Origin of the sequence: Cellulosimicrobium sp. 4261 (assembly GCF_040546915.1) — a bacterium.
Taxonomy (GTDB): domain Bacteria; phylum Actinomycetota; class Actinomycetes; order Actinomycetales; family Cellulomonadaceae; genus Cellulosimicrobium; species Cellulosimicrobium cinnabarinum.
This window is the reverse complement of the sequence record NZ_JBEPOQ010000010.1, coordinates 92983-110783: the sequence shown is the minus strand read 5'-3', so window position 1 is coordinate 110783 and position 17801 is coordinate 92983. Positions and strand designations below refer to the sequence as shown.

At 75.1% G+C, this 17801-nt stretch carries 18 protein-coding genes; 5 read left to right on the top strand and 13 right to left on the bottom strand.

The window, feature by feature from the left end; translation table 11 throughout:
• Positions 1-42 precede the first annotated feature (42 nt).
• The 3 genes from ABIE39_RS13575 to ABIE39_RS13565 all read left to right on the top strand — a co-directional run bounded on the left by ABIE39_RS13575 (position 43) and on the right by ABIE39_RS13565 (position 3183).
• The gene (locus ABIE39_RS13575) at positions 43-2055 is read left to right on the top strand and encodes an endonuclease/exonuclease/phosphatase family protein (protein WP_175008041.1); all 2013 of its coding nucleotides are present in this window, start codon (positions 43-45) and stop codon (positions 2053-2055) included.
• An 83-nt stretch (positions 2056-2138) separates the two neighbouring features.
• The gene (locus tag ABIE39_RS13570) at positions 2139-2612 is read left to right on the top strand and encodes a hypothetical protein (protein WP_061267660.1); all 474 of its coding nucleotides are present in this window, start codon (positions 2139-2141) and stop codon (positions 2610-2612) included.
• A 1-nt stretch (position 2613) separates the two neighbouring features.
• Entirely contained in the window at positions 2614-3183 is a 570-nt protein-coding gene (locus ABIE39_RS13565) for a shikimate kinase (protein ID WP_209827383.1), read from the top strand.
• A gap of 31 nt (positions 3184-3214) precedes the next feature.
• Here ABIE39_RS13565 and ABIE39_RS13560 read toward each other — a convergent pair whose 3' ends face one another.
• Positions 3215-4678, bottom strand: coding sequence for an NAD(P)H-quinone dehydrogenase (locus ABIE39_RS13560; RefSeq protein ID WP_409334159.1), 1464 nt, complete (start codon positions 4676-4678; stop codon positions 3215-3217).
• A gap of 121 nt (positions 4679-4799) precedes the next feature.
• Here ABIE39_RS13560 and ABIE39_RS13555 point away from each other — a divergent pair, with 121 nt between their 5' ends.
• Both ABIE39_RS13555 and ABIE39_RS13550 read left to right on the top strand, forming a co-directional pair.
• Positions 4800-5651, top strand: coding sequence for a purine-nucleoside phosphorylase (locus tag ABIE39_RS13555; RefSeq protein ID WP_194216541.1), 852 nt, complete (start codon positions 4800-4802; stop codon positions 5649-5651).
• 1 nt (position 5652) lies between these two features.
• Positions 5653-7497 carry a phospho-sugar mutase gene (locus ABIE39_RS13550; protein ID WP_354052147.1) on the top strand — a complete coding sequence of 615 codons (1845 nt, stop codon included), beginning with the start codon at positions 5653-5655 and terminating at the stop codon, positions 7495-7497.
• A 61-nt stretch (positions 7498-7558) separates the two neighbouring features.
• On the opposite strand, the gene ABIE39_RS13545 is transcribed toward ABIE39_RS13550, so the two are convergent.
• The 12 genes from ABIE39_RS13545 to ABIE39_RS13490 form a co-directional block, all read right to left on the bottom strand.
• The gene (locus ABIE39_RS13545) at positions 7559-7786 is read right to left on the bottom strand and encodes a hypothetical protein (protein WP_354052145.1); all 228 of its coding nucleotides are present in this window, start codon (positions 7784-7786) and stop codon (positions 7559-7561) included.
• Between the two features lie 4 nt (positions 7787-7790).
• Positions 7791-8516 carry a deoxyribose-phosphate aldolase gene (gene deoC / locus ABIE39_RS13540; RefSeq protein WP_194522314.1) on the bottom strand — a complete coding sequence of 242 codons (726 nt, stop codon included), beginning with the start codon at positions 8514-8516 and terminating at the stop codon, positions 7791-7793.
• Positions 8513-9643: an adenosine deaminase gene (locus ABIE39_RS13535; RefSeq protein WP_354052144.1), complete on the bottom strand. Its 1131-nt coding sequence runs from the start codon at positions 9641-9643 to the stop codon at positions 8513-8515. Before ABIE39_RS13535 ends, deoC begins: the two co-directional genes overlap by 4 nt.
• 81 nt (positions 9644-9724) lie before the next feature.
• Positions 9725-9964 carry a hypothetical protein gene (locus ABIE39_RS13530; protein ID WP_074809280.1) on the bottom strand — a complete coding sequence of 80 codons (240 nt, stop codon included), beginning with the start codon at positions 9962-9964 and terminating at the stop codon, positions 9725-9727.
• Between the two features lie 28 nt (positions 9965-9992).
• The gene (locus tag ABIE39_RS13525; protein WP_354052142.1) at positions 9993-10952 is read right to left on the bottom strand and encodes a hypothetical protein; all 960 of its coding nucleotides are present in this window, start codon (positions 10950-10952) and stop codon (positions 9993-9995) included.
• The gene (locus tag ABIE39_RS13520; RefSeq protein WP_209827372.1) at positions 10949-11299 is read right to left on the bottom strand and encodes a DUF202 domain-containing protein; all 351 of its coding nucleotides are present in this window, start codon (positions 11297-11299) and stop codon (positions 10949-10951) included. The genes ABIE39_RS13525 and ABIE39_RS13520 overlap by 4 nt, the downstream gene beginning before the upstream one ends.
• Complete coding sequence (locus ABIE39_RS13515) at positions 11296-11703, bottom strand: YidH family protein (protein WP_354052140.1); 408 nt, start codon at positions 11701-11703, stop codon at positions 11296-11298. Before ABIE39_RS13515 ends, ABIE39_RS13520 begins: the two co-directional genes overlap by 4 nt.
• A gap of 2 nt (positions 11704-11705) precedes the next feature.
• Complete coding sequence (locus tag ABIE39_RS13510) at positions 11706-13040, bottom strand: thymidine phosphorylase (RefSeq protein WP_175008206.1); 1335 nt, start codon at positions 13038-13040, stop codon at positions 11706-11708.
• A gap of 29 nt (positions 13041-13069) precedes the next feature.
• Positions 13070-13534, bottom strand: coding sequence for a cytidine deaminase (locus tag ABIE39_RS13505; protein WP_175008033.1), 465 nt, complete (start codon positions 13532-13534; stop codon positions 13070-13072).
• A 7-nt stretch (positions 13535-13541) separates the two neighbouring features.
• Positions 13542-14837, bottom strand: coding sequence for an ABC transporter permease subunit (locus ABIE39_RS13500; RefSeq protein WP_175008032.1), 1296 nt, complete (start codon positions 14835-14837; stop codon positions 13542-13544).
• A complete protein-coding gene (locus ABIE39_RS13495; RefSeq protein ID WP_499278611.1) occupies positions 14834-16150 on the bottom strand; it encodes an ABC transporter permease subunit in 1317 nt (438 codons plus the stop codon). The genes ABIE39_RS13500 and ABIE39_RS13495 overlap by 4 nt, the downstream gene beginning before the upstream one ends.
• Entirely contained in the window at positions 16147-17769 is a 1623-nt protein-coding gene (locus tag ABIE39_RS13490; RefSeq protein WP_175008031.1) for an ATP-binding cassette domain-containing protein, read from the bottom strand. The genes ABIE39_RS13495 and ABIE39_RS13490 overlap by 4 nt, the downstream gene beginning before the upstream one ends.
• Between the last annotated feature and the right edge of the window lie 32 nt (positions 17770-17801).

Sequence of the window (17801 nt, the reverse complement as noted above, 5' to 3'; positions counted from 1 at the left end):
CGCCCAGTGCCGCGCGCGCCCGGGACGGTAGCGTCACGTCTCGTGAACCCCGCGCAGGCCCCTGCCGTCCCGCGCGACCGCGCCGACCTCGCCACGCTGCTCCTCGTCGTCACCGTCACGGCGACGGTGGTCGAGCTCGTGCGGTCGAGCGGCCCGCTGCTCGACCACGCGTTCTCCGCGGGGGTCGTCACCGTGGCCCTGACGGCCCTCGCGACGTACGCGGCGCCGGGGCTGCTCGTCGCGATGATCGCCGCGCGGCTCGAGCTCACCGGCCGCGTGGTGCTGCTCGCCGTCTCCGCGCTCGTCCTGGCGCGGCTCGTGCTCCAGGGGATCGGCGCGGCGATCGCCTCGGGCGCGGACCTCGGGCTCGTCCGGTACGGCGTGGGTCTCGCGACGGTCGCCCTCGGGATCGGCGTGCTCGTCCTCGTGGCGGGGTTCGCGAGCGGCGCCCGCGCGGGCGCGACCGACGGCCTCGCGCGGGGACGCCTCGTGGCCCTGGGCGTCGTGCTCGGCGCCCTCCTCGCGGCGGCGCTCAGCGCGACCCTGGGCACGTGGGACGCCTACTGGCGGGCCGACGTCGGCGCGTGGGTCGTGACGGTCGCCGTCACGGGGGCGGCGCTCGCCTGCGCGTGGGTGCTGCGCGGGCGCGACGCCCTGCCGGGGTCGCGCGGGCTGTGGGTGCTCGGCCCGTTCGTCGCGCTCGCCGTGCAGGTGCTGGTCAACCCGGCGTTCGCGGCGGCGCAGACGGGCGTCGCGCTCCCGTTCGCGGTCGCCGGTCTCGCCGTCGCCGCGCTGCTCACGGCGTGGGCCGTCCCGCGCGCCGCGCGGTCCGGGCCCGGTGCGTGGTGGCTCTCGCCCGCGGTGCTCGTGGTCGGCGTCGCCGTCGTCCTGCTCGCGGTCCCCCGCGTGGACGGGCCGGGCGCGTGGGGCTGGGCGCTGCTCGCCCTGCTCGTCGTACTGGTCCCCGTCGCGGCGCGCATGCTCGCCCTCGCGCTGACCCGCCCGGCGCTGCCGCTCACCTGGCTCCGGCTCGCCGGTGCCGCGAGCGCCGCGGGCCTCGGCGCCGCCGTCCCGCTGCTGGGCTACCAGCTCGAGTACGACGTACCGCTGCCGTTCCCCCACGTCCTGCTGCCCGTCGCGGCCGCGCTCGCCGTGGCGGTCCCCGCCGTGGTCGCCGGGCGGCGTGCCCGGCCCGCCCCGACGAGCCCCGACGAGCCGGCCTCCCGCCAGGAGCGCGGACCGCTCGCGCTCACCCTCGGGGGCGCGGTCGCGCTCCTCGCGCTCGTCGGCGTCCCCCAGGTCCACGTGCCGACGACGACGTCCGCCGTCGCGGACTACCCCGTGGGCGACCTCCGGCTGCTGGACTGGAACCTGCACTACGGCGTGAGCGCCGACCCGTCGGTCCGGCTCGACGAGATGGCGGCGACGATCGCGGGGTCCGGGGCCGACGTCGTCACGCTCCAGGAGGTGTCCCGCGGCTGGGTGCTCGGCGGCGGGGCCGACATGGCGACGTACCTCGCGCGCGCGACCGGCATGCGCGTCGTCTTCGCGCCCGCGGCCGACCGCCAGTTCGGCAACGCGATCCTCTGGGACCCGCTGCGGGGCGACCTGACCGACGTCGTGCACCACGCCCTCCCCTACGGCGCCGGTCCCCAGGAACGCTCGGCCCTCTCCGCGACGGTCGACGCCGCGGGCGTCCCGGTGCGCGTGACGTCCGTGCACGTGCAGCACCGGGAGGAGAACACCCCGACGCGCCTCGACCAGCTCGACGCGCTCCTCGCCGCGGAGCCCGTCGAGGAGGCGTACGTCCTGGCGGGCGACCTCAACGCGGAGCCGGGCTGGGACGAGATCGTCCTGCTCGAGGACGCGGGGCTCGAGAGCGGGCAGGACGTCGCGGGCGACCCCGCGGCGCTCACGTCTCCCGCGGTCGCCCCGGCGCACCGCATCGACTGGGTCCTCGGCTCGCCCGCGGTGACGTTCCGGTCGGTCGAGGTCCTCGACGTCACGACGTCCGACCACCGCCCCCTCCTCGCCGACCTCCGCGCGCAGGACTGAGACCTCGTCCGGCCCGCTCCGGCCTGAGGTCCTGGTCCCCGTGCCCCCCGACCGGGCACGGGGAGGCGGGTTAGGGTCGACGGGTGCGCATCGAGCTGACCGTGACCGAGGCCGTCGAGATCGCCCGCGCGACGGGCGGCCTGCCGCCGTACGTGCGGTCGGTCGCGAGCGAGGGCGACGACGTCCGGGTCGTCGTCGACCTGCGCGAGGTGCCCGACCCGCCGTCGGCCCTCCGGCTCGCGGCGCGGCTCGTCCCCGTCGTCCGCGCGACGCTGCGCGTGGAGTCCGTCGTCGCGGGCACCGCGGTGCTCGCGGTCGAGGCGAGCGCCGCCGGCCTGCCCGCCCACAAGCTCCTCGGATTCGTCGAGGCACCGCTGCAGGGCGCGCTGCGCTCGCACGGCCTGCCGCCCGAGGCCGTGCGCGTGCTGCCCGAGGCGCGCGTCGCGGTCGACGTGCAGGCGCTGCTGGGCGGCGTGCTCGAGCACACGTTCCCCGGCTTCCAGCTGACCGAGCTCGCCTGGGCGGACGGGAGCCTGCGTCTCGACGGACGGCTCTGACGTGCCGGAGGTTCCGCTCCTCGTCCTGCTCGGGCCCGCGGCGACCGGCAAGTCGACGCTCGGCGCGCTCGTCGCGCAGCGGCTCGGGGTGCCGTTCGTCGACCTCGACGCCGTGGCCGACCGGTACTACCCCGAGGTCGGGTGGAGCGTCGACCGCCTCGTCGAGCGCGTCGGCGTGGTCGGCCGCGTGGCGGCGGAGCGCGAGTGGGAGCCCGCCCGCGCGCACGCCGCCGAGCGCGCGGTCGCGGAGCATCCCGGCACGGTCCTGGCGCTCGGCGCCGGCCACGCGTCGTACACCGACCCCGCGCAGCTCGCCCGGGTCCGCGCCGCGCTCGCGTCCGTGCCGCACGTCGTCCTCGTGCTGCCGAGCACCGACCGCGAGCACGCGCTCGGCGTGCTGCGGGCCCGTTCCCTCGCGACCAAGGGCACCGACTGGCGACCGGCGGGGCACGACTTCCTCGCCGAGTGGTTCGACGACCCGGGGACGCGGAGCCTCGCGCACCGCACGTTCGTCACGGGAACGGAGGATGTCGCCGCGAGCGCCCGCCGGCTGGCCGCCGCGCTGGCCTGAACCCGCGTCTGTCGGGACGGCCGACAGGCGCTCAGTCCTCCCGGTGGTGCAGCATGCGTGCCACCTCGGCGATCGAGCCGCTGAGCGACGGGTAGACCGTGAAGGCCGACGCGACGTCGTCGACCGTGAGGCGGTGCGAGACCGCGAGCGTGATGGGGAACACGAGCTCGCTCGCGCGAGGGGCGACGACGACGCCGCCCAGCACGACCCCGGCCTCGGGGTGCGCGAACAGCTTGACGAAGCCGTCGCGCATGCCGAGCATCTTGGCGCGCGGGTTGCGGGCGAGCGGCAGCACGGTCGTCACGTACTTGCTGCTCTGCGCCTTGAGCTGCTCCTCGCTGTAGCCGACGGTCGCGATCTCGGGCGCGGTGAAGATGTTCGCCGCGACGGTCCGCAGCTTGATGGGCACGACGGCGTCGCCGAGCGCGTGCGACATGGCGACGCGGCCCTGCATCGCCGCGACGGACGCGAGGGGCAGCACGCCGGTGCAGTCGCCCGCGGCGTAGATCCCGCGCACCGACGTGCGCGACACCTTGTCCACCTCGACGTGCCCGCTGGGCGTGAGCCGGACCCCGGCCTCCTCGAGCCCGATGCCGCTCGTGGAAGGGATCGCGCCGACGGCGATGAGCACGTGCGAGCCCTCGACGACACGGCCGTCGGAGAGCGTGACGCGGACGCCGTCCTCGGTGCGCTCGGCGGACTCGGCGCGCGAGCGGGACATGACCGTCATGCCGCGCGAGCGGAACACGCCCTCGAGCAGCTCGGCGGCGTCGGCGTCCTCGCCGGGGAGCACGCGGTCGCGGCTCGACACGAGCACGACGTCGGAGCCCAGCGCGTTGTACGCGCCCGCGAACTCGGCGCCGGTGACGCCCGACCCCACGACGATGAGCCGCTCCGGGAGCTCGGAGAGGTTGTAGAGCTGCGTCCACGTGAGGATGCGCTCGCCGTCGGGCTGCGCGGTGGGCAGCACACGCGGCGTCGCGCCGAGCGCGAGCAGGATGACGTCGGCGTCGAGCACGAGCGGGCCGTCGGTGCCGTCGGGCGCGTCGACCACGACGCGCTCGGGGCCGTCGAGCCGACCCTCGCCGATGACGACACGCACGCCCTCGCGCTCCAGCCGCGCGTGGATGTCGGCGGACTGCGCCGCCGCGAGCGCCATGACGCGCGTGTTGACGGCCTCGAGGTCGACGATGTGCCGCCGCATCGCGGGGTGCTGCGCCTTGGCGGTGTCGACGGGGAGGCGGATGCCGAGCTCGGCCGCGCGCTCGGCGATGGTCATCCAGTCGGCGGTGGCGATGAGCGTCTTGGAGGGGACGACGTCCGTCAGGACGGCCGCGCCGCCGAGCCCGTGGCGCTCGACGACCGTGACGTCGGCGCCGAGGCGACGGGCGACGAGGGCGGCCTCGTAGCCGCCGGGCCCACCCCCCACGACGACGATGCGGGTGCTGTCGGGGGCGGTCGAGGAGTCCATGCTCACGTGCGTCACGCCGCACATTCTGTCAGGCCGTCGCGTCCCCCGGTGTCAGCATGCGAGACGTCGCGGCAGGTCCGGCGCGCCGCGTCGGACGCCGGTGCTCGTCAGGTCGCCCGCCCGGGGACGGACTAGCCTTGCGACCATGACGACGACGCCTCCGAGCACACCCCCGCTCGACGATCCCGCGACCGACCCCTTCCTCGTGGCCCGGGCCGCGGCCGACCACATCGCGCAGGCCACCGGGGTCGACGGCCACGACATGGCCCTCGTGCTCGGGTCGGGCTGGGGCGGCGCCGCGGAGCTGCTCGGCGAGGTCGTCGCGGAGGTCCCGACGCACGAGATCCCCGGCTTCTCCGCACCGGCGGTCGCGGGTCACCTCTCGGTGACGCGGTCCATCCGGGTCGAGCGCGCCGACGGCTCCGTGCGGCACGCCCTCGTGCTCGGCTCGCGCACGCACCTGTACGAGGGCAAGGGGGTGCGCGCCGTCGTGCACGGCGTGCGCACGGCCGCCGCGACGGGCGCGGAGACGCTCATCCTCACGAACGGCTGCGGCGGGCTCAACCAGGAGTGGGGCGCGGGCACGCCCGTCCTCCTCTCCGACCACATCAACCTCACGGCACGCAGCCCGCTGGAGGGGCCGACGTTCGTCGACCTCACCGACGTGTACTCGCCGCGCCTGCGCGAGCTCGCCCACCGTGTCGACCCGACGCTCCCCGAGGGCGTGTACGCCCAGTTCCCCGGGCCGCACTACGAGACGCCCGCCGAGGTCCGGATGGCCGGGGTCCTCGGCGCCGACCTCGTCGGCATGTCCACGACGCTCGAGGCCATCGCGGCCCGGCACTGCGGCCTGGAGGTGCTCGGCGTCTCGCTCGTGACGAACCTCGCCGCCGGGATCAGCCCGACGCCGCTCTCCCACGCCGAGGTCATCGAGGCCGGCCAGGCCGCGGGACCCCGGATCAGCGCCCTCCTGGCCGACATCGCGAAGCTGGTGTGACATGACGGACCGCACTGCGGGGCACCGGGCCGACCCGGCCGACGACCCGACCTTCGACCCGGGGACCGACCACGCGGCGTTCCTCGCGCGCGTCACGGCGTGGATCGACGACGACGTCGACGCGGGCGACCAGGACGAGCTCCGCCGTCTGCTCGAGCTCGTCGACTCCCCCGACCCGCGCAAGCACGACGTGCGGGTGCGGGCGCTCACCGACCTGCAGGACCGGTTCTCCGGCCCGCTCGAGTTCGGCACGGCGGGCCTGCGCGGGCGCATGGAGGCGGGGCCGCACCGCATGAACCGCGCGGTCGTGATCCGCGCGGCCGCGGGCCTGGGCGCCTACCTGCTCGACACCCTCGGCCCGGCGGGCGCGGGCGGCGCGGCGCGCCCGCGCGTCGTTATCGGGTTCGACGCGCGGCACCGCTCCCGCACGTTCGCGGTGGACAGCGCGGCCGTGCTCACGGCCGCGGGCCTCGACGTGCTCGTGCTGCCGTCGGCCCTGCCGACGCCCGTCCTCGCCTTCGCGGTGCGCCACCTCGGCGCCGACGCGGGCGTCATGGTGACCGCGAGCCACAACCCGCCCGCCGACAACGGGTACAAGGTCTACCTCGGCGGCCGCGTCGTCACCGACTCGGGCCAGGGCGCCCAGATCGTCCCGCCGTACGACGCGCACATCGCCGCCGCGATCGCGGCCGTCGGGCCGGCGCGGTCCGTCCCGCGCGCGTCGTCCGGGTGGACCGTGCTGGACCGCGAGGTCGTCGTCGCCTACGAGCGGTCGGTCCTCGCGCTGTCCGACGGCGCACGGCGCGACCTCAAGGTCGTCACCACGGCGCTGCACGGCGTGGGCGGCGAGACGGTCGCGCACGTCCTGCGCGACGCGGGCTTCACGACGGTCGTGCCGGTCGAGGAGCAGCTCGACCCGAACCCCGACTTCCCGTCCGTCGCGTTCCCCAACCCCGAGGAGCCGGGCGCGATGGACCTCGCGCTCGCCGTCGCGCAGGACACGGCGGCCGACGTCGTGCTCGCCAACGACCCCGACGCCGACCGGTGCGCCGTCGCGGTGCTCGACCCGCGCGTCGGGACCTACCAGGGCGCGGAGACGGCCCGGTCGAACGGCTGGCGCATGCTGCACGGCGACGAGGTGGGCGCGCTCCTGGGCGACGACGTCGCGCGCCGTGTCGCCGCGTCGGGCGCCCCGGGGGGCGTGCTCGCCTGCTCGATCGTGTCGTCACGACTGCTGGGGAAGATCGCGGCCGCGCACGGGCTCGGCTTCGCGACGACGCTCACGGGGTTCAAGTGGATCTCGCGCGTCGACGGCCTCGTGTTCGGCTACGAGGAGGCGCTCGGCTACTGCGTCGACCCGGCCCACGTCCGGGACAAGGACGGCATCAGCGCGGCGCTGCTCGTCGCGCAGCTCGCGAACCGCCTCAAGGCCGAGGGTCGCACGGTCGTCGACGCGCTCGACGACCTGGCGCGCGCCCACGGCCTGCACGTGAGCGACCAGCTCTCCGCCCGGTTCGAGGACCTGGACCGCATCGGCGAGACGATGACGCACCTGCGGGCCGCTCCCCCGCGCACCCTCGCGGGGGCCGGCGTCTCCGACGTCACCGACCTCTCCGCGGGCCTGGACGGGCTCCCGCCGACGGACGGCGTGCGGATCCTCACCGCGGACGGCACGCGCGTCATCGTGCGCCCGAGCGGCACCGAGCCGAAGGTCAAGTGCTACCTGGAGGTCGTGGTCCCGGTCGCCCCGGACGCCTCGCAGGACGACCTCACCGCCGCACGGGCCTTCGCCCGTGACCGCCTCGACCGCGTCAAGGCCGACATGACGCGCGCGCTCGGCCTCTGAGCCACCACGAGCCGGGGTTCCCGGTCGCCGGAACGTTCCGGTGCCCGGGGACCCCGGCTCGTCAGACCTCCGCGACGGCAGCGAGCAACGCGTCCAGCGGGACCCGCTCCTCGCCGTCGGGAGGGAGGACCCCGCTGATCACGGCGACGCGCTCCGCCCGGAAGAGCTCAACGTCCACGACGTCCCCGGGGATCTCGGTCCAGCCGTCGCCCGAGACGGACCATGCGGCCACCCGCGCGCGGGTGGCCGGTCCCGCCTCCGACAGGAACAGGTCGAGGAGACGTGCCACGGCGTCAGTAGCCCGTGTCCCCCGCGGAGGGCGCGTCTGCGCCGTCGAACCCCGCGAGGACGGCGGCGGTGCCGGACAGCCCGAGGCGCGTGGCGCCGTGCTCGATCATGGCGAGGGCGTCGGCCAGCGTGCGGACGCCGCCCGACGCCTTGACGCCCAGGCGACCGCCGACGGTCTCGGCCATGATCGAGACGGCGTGCGTCGACGCGCCGCCGGCCGGGTGGAACCCGGTCGAGGTCTTGACGAAGTCGGCGCCCGCCGCCTCGGACGCGCGGCACGCCTCGACGATCTCGTGGTCCGTGAGCGCGGCGGACTCGATGATGACCTTGAGGACCCTGTCGGCGGGGACGGCGGCGCGGACGGCCGCGACGTCGTCGCGCACCGCGTCCCACGCGCCGGCCTTGGCCGCGCCGACGTCGATCACCATGTCGACCTCGTCGGCGCCGTCGCGGACGGAGCGGGCCGCCTCGAACGCCTTGACGTCGCTGTGGTGCTTGCCCGACGGGAAGCCGCACACCGTCGCGACCAGCAGCCCGCGCTCGCGCGTGGTCGCCGGGTCCAGGGGCAGCATCGACGGGGAGACGCACACGGAGTAGACGCCCAGGCGGACGCCCTCCTCGACGAGCGCCGCGACGTCCGCGGGGGTGGCCTCGGGCTTGAGCAGCGTGTGGTCGACGAAGCGGGCCAGGCCCGCCGCGTCCAGGGGCTGCGTGCCGGTCGCGTCGCTCACAGCTGCGCTCCTTCGATCTGCTGGTAGCCGGGGAGGATCACGTCGTCGACGAGCGCACGACGCTCGTCGTGGTGCACGAACGCGCTCCACGCGGCGGTCATCGTGACGTCCGCGAGGTCGTCGATGGTCCAGCCGGCGTGCTCGACGAGGAGCGCCATCTCCTGGGTCATCGTCGTGCGCGACATGAGCCGGTTGTCGGTGTTGAGCGTGACCGCGAAGTCGAGCTCCTTGAGGCGCGTGATCGGGTGGTCGGCGATCGACGTCGCCGCCCCGGTCTGCACGTTCGACGACGGGCACAGCTCGAGCGGGATCTGGTGGTCGCGCACCCAGTGCGCGAGGAGGCCGAGCGCAGCCGTCCCGGGCTCGCCCTCGGCGCTGTGCGGGAACTCCGGGTCGAACGCGATGTCCTCGACGATGCGGACGCCGTGGCCGATGCGGCTCGCCTGACCGAGGTGGACGGCCTCGGCGATCGACTGCGGGCCCGCCGCCTCGCCCGCGTGGATCGTCACGGGGAAGTTCTGCTCGGCCAGGTAGCGCCAGATCTCGACGTGGCGCGAGGGCGGGAAGCCGTCCTCCGCGCCCGCGATGTCGAAGCCGACGACACCGTTGCCGCGGTTCGCGACCGCGAGCTCCGCGATCTCCGACCAGCGGTCGGCGTGCCGCATCGCGGTGACGAGCTGCCCGACGCGGATGGTCCGCCCCTCCGCAGCCACCTCGGCGACGCCCTGCTCGATGCCCGACTGCACGGCGTCGACCGTCTCCTGGAGGGTCAGGCCGCGCTGGAGGTGCTGCTCGGGCGCCCAGCGCTGCTCGGCGTACACGACGCCGTCGCGCGCGAGGTCGAGCACGGCCTCGCGGGCCACGCGGGCGAGGGCGTCACGCGTCTGCATGACGGCGATCGTGTGGTCGAACGTCTCGAGGTAGCGCACGAGCGACCCGGAGTCCGCGGACTCCGCGAACCAGGCGCCGAGCGCCTCGGCGTCGTCCGCGGGGAGCTGGTGCCCCACGTCGGCGGCGAGCTCGAGGATGGTGGCGGGGCGGAGCCCGCCGTCGAGGTGGTCGTGCAGCACGACCTTGGGCAGCGCGCGGATGACGTCGACCGTCAGCGGGGCGTTCTCGGTGGTCATGCGCTCACGGTACCGGCCGGTACGCTCGGCCTCGCGCCGAGGGTACCGGCCGGGCCGGGTCGGTTCGGGTGGTGCGGGCGGTCAGGCGTAGTCGTCGTCGCTGCCGGGCACCGCGGACGCCTGCTCGACGACGTCGGCCTCGGCGGCCTCGCCCTCCAGGTCGGGGCGCGGGGTGCGCGGCTGGTACTCGTCGACCTCGTGCACGGGGTCCTCGACCCCGGGGTCGTCGTCCTCGACCTCTTCCACCAGGCTGACGGCCTCCTCGCCCTGCTCGTCCAGACCGGCGTCCCGCCATGCGTCGTTCCCGGGCACGGTGCTCATCGCGACTCCTCCTCGACGATCGGCGTGCTCACCACGGTCGTGGCGGCTGCGCCCATCCTGCCGCCGGGCGCGCGCCCTCGCCAGCGCGGCCGCCCGGCAGGAGCGCCCAGCACACGTGCGGCCAGCCTCCGAGCGCACGACGCGTCGCGGGCACCCGGGCGCCGTCGAGGAGCGCCCCCGCCGGGAGGGTGTGCAGCGTGCCCGACGACGGCTCGTAGACCCGGCACCACCCCGCCGCCTCGTCGGCGTCGGTGAGGAGCACGACGTGGCGCGGGACCGCGGTCGCGAGGCCGAGCGCGACGTCTCCACCGGTGAAGAGCGGCACGGGCACCCCGCGCGACGCGGCCACGAGCGCCGCCCTCCCGACGCGCTGCGCGCCCGGCCCCGCGACGACCCGGTCCACGAACGCCACGTCCGCGTACCGCGCGGCCCGGGCGGCGCCCCAGGGCGGCGTCCCGAGCGCCGCGGGCCACGGCAGCGGTCCGAGCCCGTGCCGGTTCGTCCGGCGCTTGAGCGCCTGCTGGAGCCTCCGGAAGCGCTCGACACCGGAGCGGGTGCGCGCGTCCGCCGGCTCGTGGTGCGCGGCCTCCCCCGGGCGCAGCCCGGTGGCGAGCCACAGCGCGAGCACCGGGTCGCCCGCCGCGGCGAGGAGTCCCAGGACGGCCGAGCCGCACGTCGTCCCGTCGGTCTGGCGCGCGGGCGCGCCCGCGATCTCCAGCGTCCGGACACCGGGACCCGCGGCGGGTCCGTCGAGCCGGCGCAGCGGGTCGACGACGGCCCGCCGGTCCACCGGTCGCAGGGCGTCGAGGGTCGCGGCGAGCGCGTCCACGCGGTGCTCCGGGTGGCCCGCACGACGCGCGAGGTCGAGGACGCGGGAGGTCGCGGCGTCGGGCGCGTGCGCGCCGGGTGGCGGGGGCGGCGGGAGGACGCGCGCGGGGAGGAGGCGCGCGACGTCGGTCGCCCGCAGCGCCCCGAGCCCGCGCCTCACGCGGCACCGCCGAGGACCCGGCCGAACGCCCACGCGGCCCCCACCAGCGCGAGCACCACGACGAGGCCGCCCACGCGCACGAGGAACGACCACGAGTGGAGCCGCCCGTCGCGCGGGAGCCCGCCGGTCGGGGGCCGCAGCACGGCGGGGACGAGCGCGAGCACGGCGACCGCGACCGCCGCGCACACCGTGACCACGGAACCGGACCGCAGCCCGGCGGCGGCGAGCACGAGCGCACCGACCACGACGCCGAGCACCGTGCGCTGCCACGCGAGCGCCGTACGCTCGGGCTGCAGGCCCTCGTCCCGCGGCGCCGCGGCGCCGGGCTCCCGCGACGGCACGCTCACCCTCCGGTCGCCGCCCCGACGGCGTAGCCCGCGAGCAGCAGGGCCAGCACGACGACGCCGACGACGAGCACGGGCAGGCCGCTCGGCGCCGGGAGGCGCCACCGCAGCCGCAGGGCCCGCTCGTTGCGGCGCCACGACACGAGCGCATAGCCCGCGAACCCGGCGCCGGCGAGGCACGCGACGCCCGCCACGACGTCGAGCAGGCCCACCATGCCCGCGAACGTCGCGAACGACGTCAGCGCGACGCCGCCCGCGACCAGGCCCAGCCCGGTGCGCACCCACGCGAGCGCGGTGCGCTCGTTCGCGAGGCTGAACCGCGCGTCGGGCTCGGTCCCCACGCCGTACACCGACCGCGGCCGGCGCGTGTCGGCCGGCTCGGGCGAGGGCTGCTCGTCGCCCGTCACGCTCAGTCGACGCGGTCCAGGACGACCGAGCCGCGCTCGACCACGGTGCCGGGCTCCGCGACGGACCACGCGCCGTCGAGGGCCTGCACCGCGCGCTCGAAGCGCTCCGGGGTGTCGGTGTGCAGGGTCATGAGGTGCTGGCCCTTGCGGACGGTGTCGCCGGGCTTCGCGAAGAGCTCGACGCCCGCGCCCGCCTGCACCGGGTCCTCCTTGCGGGCCCGGCCCGCCCCGAGACGCCACGCCGCGACCCCGACGGCGTACGCGTCGAGCCGTTCGAGCACCCCGTCGCGGTCGGCGACGACGTGCTCGCGCTCGCGTGCGACGGGCAGCGGGGCGCGCGAGTCGCCGCCCTGCTCCGCGATCATCTCGCGCCACTTGTCGAGCGCGCGCCCGCCCAGGAGGGCGTGGCGCACGTCGTCCTCGTCCTGCGGGCGGCCTGCGCCCGCGAGCATCTCGAGCGCGAGCGCGACCGTGAGGTCGACGACGTCCTGCGGCCCCTCGCCCTTCATCACCTCGACGGACTCGCGCACCTCGAGCGCGTTGCCCGCCGTGAGACCGAGCGGGGTCGACATGTCGGTGAGCAGCGCGACCGTGCGCACGCCGGCGTCGGTCCCGAGGTCGACCATCGTGCGCGCGAGCTCGCGCGCCGAGCCGATCTCCTTCATGAAGGCCCCGGAGCCGACCTTGACGTCGAGCACGAGCGCGCCCGTGCCCTCCGCGATCTTCTTGCTCATGATCGAGCTCGCGATGAGCGGGATCGACTCGACCGTCCCCGTGACGTCGCGCAGCGCGTACAGGAGCCGGTCGGCGGGCGCGAGGCCCGAGCCCGCCTGGCAGATCACGGCGCCGACGTGCTCGAGCGCGTTCATCATCTGCGCGTTGGTCAGCGCCGCGCGCCACCCGGGGATGGCCTCGAGCTTGTCGAGCGTGCCGCCGGTGTGGCCCAGGCCGCGGCCGGAGAGCTGCGGCACCGCGACGCCGTACACCGCGACGAGCGGCGCGAGGGGCAGGGTGATCTTGTCGCCCACTCCCCCGGTCGAGTGCTTGTCCGCCGTCGGGCGCGACAGACCGGAGAAGTCCATGCGCTCGCCCGACGCGATCATCGCCTGGGTCCAGCGACCGATCTCGGCGCGGTCCATGCCGTTGAGGTAGATCGCCATCGCGAGGGCGGCCATCTGCTCCTCGGCCACCACGCCGCGCGTGTAGGCGTCGACCACCCAGTCGATCTGCTCGGGCGCGAGCCGCGCCCCGTCGCGCTTGGTCCGGATGACGTCGACCGCGTCGAACCTCTCCGGGGCCGGCCCCTCGGTGCCGCGGTCCTCGCCGTCGTCCTCGATGCCGTCCTGCGTGGCCACGTCGTCGCTGGTCACGAGCGCTCCTCCAGATCCTCGGGCCCGAAGGCGTCGGGCAGCACGTCCCTCATCGTCTTGATACCACGCACCGTCTCGACCAGCAGGTCGGGGCCCCCGTGCTCCCACAGGAGCTGGCGGCACCGGCCGCACGGCATGAGCGGAGCGCCGTGCCGGTCGACGCACGCGAACGCCACGAGGCGTCCGCCGCCCGAGCCGACGAGCGAGCTCACGAGCGAGCACTCCGCGCACAGCGTCACGCCGTACGCCGCGTTCTCCACGTTGCAGCCGACGACGACGCGGCCGTCGTCCACGAGCGCGGCCGCGCCCACGGGGAAGCCCGAGTACGGCGCGTAGGCGCGGGTCATGATCTCGCGCGCCGCGGTGCGCAGCGCGTCCCAGTCGACGGCCGGCCCGGCGGCGGACCCGTCCGGGTCCGTCCCCCCGCCCGGCCGGGTGCCGCCGTCGTGCACGTCCGTCATGCCGTCCTCACTTGACGTAGGGGATGCCCTCGGCGGCCGGCGGACGCACGCGCCCGACGAGGCCGGCGACGGCGAAGATCGTCACGACGTACGGGGTCATGAGCATGATCTGGCTCGGGATCGGCGTCCCGACGATGCCGAGCACCGTCTGGAGGTTGTCCGAGAACCCGAACAGGAGCGCCGCGACGAGCGCGCCGACGGGGTTCCAGCGCCCGAGGATCATCGCGGCGAGCGCGATGAAGCCCTTGCCGCCCGTCATCTCCTTGCCGAACGCGAGCCCCGCGGCGACGGTGAAGAACGCGCCGCCCAGGCCGGCGACCGCGCCGCCGAGGATCGTGTTGCGCACGCGCGTCGCGTTGACCTTGATGCCGACGGTGTCGGCGGCCTTCGGGTGCTCGCCGACCGCGCGCAGGCGCAGGCCCCAGCGGCTGCGGAACAGGAAGACCTGCAGCAGGATCACGACCACGTACATGAGGTACACGAGGAGCGTCTGGCGGAACAGCACCGGCCCGACGACCGGGATCTGCGACAGCACCGGGATCTCGATGACGGGCAGCGGGTTGCGCGCGTTCCACGTCGCCGGGTCCTCGGTGAGGACCGTCGAGTACAGGTAGCTCGTCACGCCGACGACCAGCACGTTGAGCACGACGCCGACGATGATCTGGTTCACCCAGTACTTCACCGAGAAGATCACGAGCAGCACGCCCACGAGGGCGCCCGCGACCGGCGCCGCGATGAGGCCCGCGTACGCCGACGACGTGAGCGACGCGACGACGGCGGCGAGGAACGCCCCGGCGAGGAGCTGGCCCTCGATCGCGATGTTGATGATGCCGACGCGCTCGCACAGCACACCGGACAGCGCACCGAACACGAGCGGGACCGCGAGGAAGAGCGAGCCCTGGAGCAGGCCCGTCAGCGGGATCGCCGACTTCCCGGCCCCGGCCCACGACAGGAACGCGAAGACGACCGCGACGCCGTACACGATCGGCAGCCACACGCCGACCTTGCGCCGGTCGCGCGCGGCCCAGAACGACAGGCCGGCGAGGAGCAGCGCGAGGATCGACAGGAACAGCGCCGCCCCGGTGGAGCTGACGGTGACCGGCTCGATCTGGAAGAAGTCCTTCGCCGTCGAGAGGCGGAACGTCGTCTCCTGGCCGCCCGCGGGGAGCAGCGCGAAGAAGACGAGCGCCAGCAGCCCGATGACCGCGTAGGCGACCGGGGCCTTCCAGCTGATGGGCGGCAGCGGCTTGGCCGCGCGCTCCGGCGCGGAGGCCGGTGCCGGGGTCGTGGTCGCGGTGCTCATGCTCCGGCCTCCTGGGTGGTCGTCGTGGACGGGACGGCCTTCGCGCGACGGCGGGCTGCCTGCCGCTCCGCGCGCGTCGGGCCGCCCGGTGTCGGGAGGCGGAAGATCGCCCGCACGAGCGGCGGCGCGGCGATGAAGAGCACGATGAGCGACTGCACGACGAGGACGATGTCGATCGGCGTGCCCGTGCGGGCCTGCATGACGAACCCGCCCGCGCGCAGCGCGCCGAACAGCAGGCCGGCGAGCACCGTGCCGAGCGGCCGGGACCGCCCGAGCAGCGCCACCGTGATCGCGTCGAACCCGAAGCTCGCCGCGACGCCCGCCGTGAGCACGTGCTCCGTGCCGAGCACCTGCGCGCTGCCCGCGAGCCCGGCGAGCGCACCCGCGATGGCCATGACCCACACCGTCGTCCACGGGACCGACATGCCCGCCGTCCGGGCCGCGTTCGGGTTCTCCCCGACGGCGCGGAAGCGGAAGCCGAGCGTCGAGCGCTCCATGAGCCACCACACGCCCACCGCGACGAGCAGCGCGAGGACGAACCCGGCGTGGAGGCGGAAGCCCTCGCCGAGCAGCAGCGGGAACTGCGCGTTCCCCGGGATGCGCGGGCTGATCGGGTTGGAGCTGCCCGGCGCCTGGAACGGCTTCGTCGTGAGCAGGTACGCGACGAGGTAGATCGCGATGTTGTTGAGCATGATCGTGACGATCACCTCGTGGGCGCCCGTGCGAGCCTTCAGCACGCCCGCGATGCTGGCCCACAGGGCCCCGCCGAGCGCGGCGCCCAGCACGGCGAGCAGGAGGTGCAGCCCCGGCGGGAGCGCGAAGGTCCAGCCGACGAACCCGGCGAAGATGCCGCCGAGGATGATCTGGCCCTGCGCACCGATGTTGAACAGGCCCGCGCGGAAGCCGATGCCGAGCCCGAGGCCCGCGAGGATGAGCGGCGTCGCGACCGTCATCGTCTCGGTGAGGGGGCGCAGCGCCCGCGAGACGTCGGGCGCGTCGACGTTGAGGACCGCGCCCTGGAAGAGCGCGGCGTACGCGCCGAACACCGCGTCCCAGACGGCCTGGAAGAAGTCCGAGGGGCGCGCGAAGAAGTAGGACGCCGCCTCCTGGACCGCGGGGTCGGCCGCCGCGATGAGGACGCCGCCGAGGACCAGCGCGGCGACGATCGCGAGGAGCGAGACGAGCCAGCTGCTCTCGAGCATCTCGCGCAGGATGCTCTGCCCGGCGGGCGCCTCCGGCTTCTGGGGGTCGCTCGGCGGAGCCGCCGTCGGCGGGAGCGCCGACGCGTCGTCGGGCGTTGCCTGCTGGGTCACTGGATCTCCTCCTCGCGGGCGGCGGCCGCGTCCTGCGCGGCGTCCGACGGCGCGTCCTCGGCGACGGCGTCCGCCTCGCCGAGGGTCGTGTGGTGCTCGGCGGCCTGCACGACGGCCTCCTCGAGCGGGACCCCGGCCATCATGAGGCCGAGGACGTCGCGGTCGGTGTCGCCGGGCACGACCCCGACGACACGGCCGCGGTACATGACGGCGATCCGGTCGGCGAGGGCGAGCACCTCGTCGAGCTCCGTCGACACGATGATCACGGGGGTGCCGTGGTCGCGCTCCTGCACGATGCGCCGGTGCACGAACTCGATCGAGCCGACGTCGAGGCCGCGCGTCGGCTGCGACGCGATGAACAGTCGCAGCGGGCGCGACATCTCGCGCGCGAGGACGACCTTCTGCTGGTTGCCGCCGGAGAGCGTGCCGGCCGGCGTCTCGACCGACTGGGTGCGCACGTCGAACTCGCCGATGCGCTGCTCCGCGTTCGCGCGGATCGTGCCGCGCGCGAGCGCACCGCCGCGCGAGTACGGCGCGGACGTCACGAGGTCGAGCACGAGGTTCTCCTCGACGGAGAACGTCCCGATGATCCCGTCGGTGCTGCGGTCCTCGGGCACGTAGCCCACGCCCGCCTCGAGCACCTGGGACACGCTGCGCCCCACGAGCTCCTTGCCGTCGAGCAGGATCGAGCCCGCGACCGGCTTGCGCAGCCCGACGATCGTCTCCGTGAGCTCGGTCTGACCGTTGCCCTGGACCCCCGCGACGACGAGGATCTCGCCGCGCGCGACCTCCAGGCTCACGCGGTCGACGACGGGCGTGCCGGCGTCGTCCATGACCGTGAGCTCGTCGACGTGGAACGTGGTGTCCCCGCTCTCCGCGGGTGCCTTGTCCACGCCGAGCGAGACGGACCGGCCGACCATGAGGGACGCGAGCTCGGTCTCGCTCGCGCTCGGGTCGGCCGTGCCGACGACCTTGCCCCGGCGGATGACCGTGATGCGGTCGGCGACCGCCCGCACCTCGCGCAGCTTGTGCGTGATGAAGACGATCGACGTGCCCGCGGCCTTGAGCTCGCGCATGATCGCGATGAGCTCGTCCGTCTCCTGCGGCGTGAGGACCGCGGTCGGCTCGTCGAGGATGAGCACGCGCGCGTCGCGCGACAGCGCCTTGATGATCTCGACGCGCTGCTGCACGCCGACGGGGATGTCCTCGACCATCGCGTCCGGGTTCACCTCGAACCCGAACCGGTCCGAGATCTCCTGGACGAGGCGGCGCGCGCGGCGCGCGTCGATGAGACCCGCGCCCTTCACGGGCTCGTGCCCCAGCGCGACGTTCTCGGCGACGGTGAACACCGGGACGAGCATGAAGTGCTGGTGCACCATGCCGATGCCGGCGGCCATCGCGTCGCCCGGGCCCGCGAACTGCACGGGCACGTCGTCGACGAGGATCTGCCCGTCGTCCGGGTCGTACAGCCCGTACAGCACGTTCATGAGCGTGCTCTTGCCCGCCCCGTTCTCCCCGAGCAGGGCATGGATCTCGCCGGGCTCGATGACCAGGTCGATGTGGTCGTTGGCGACCAGGGACCCGAAGACCTTCGTGATCCCTCGCAGCTCCAGCTTCACCGGTCTGCCTCTCCTCGTGCTTCGCAGTCGTA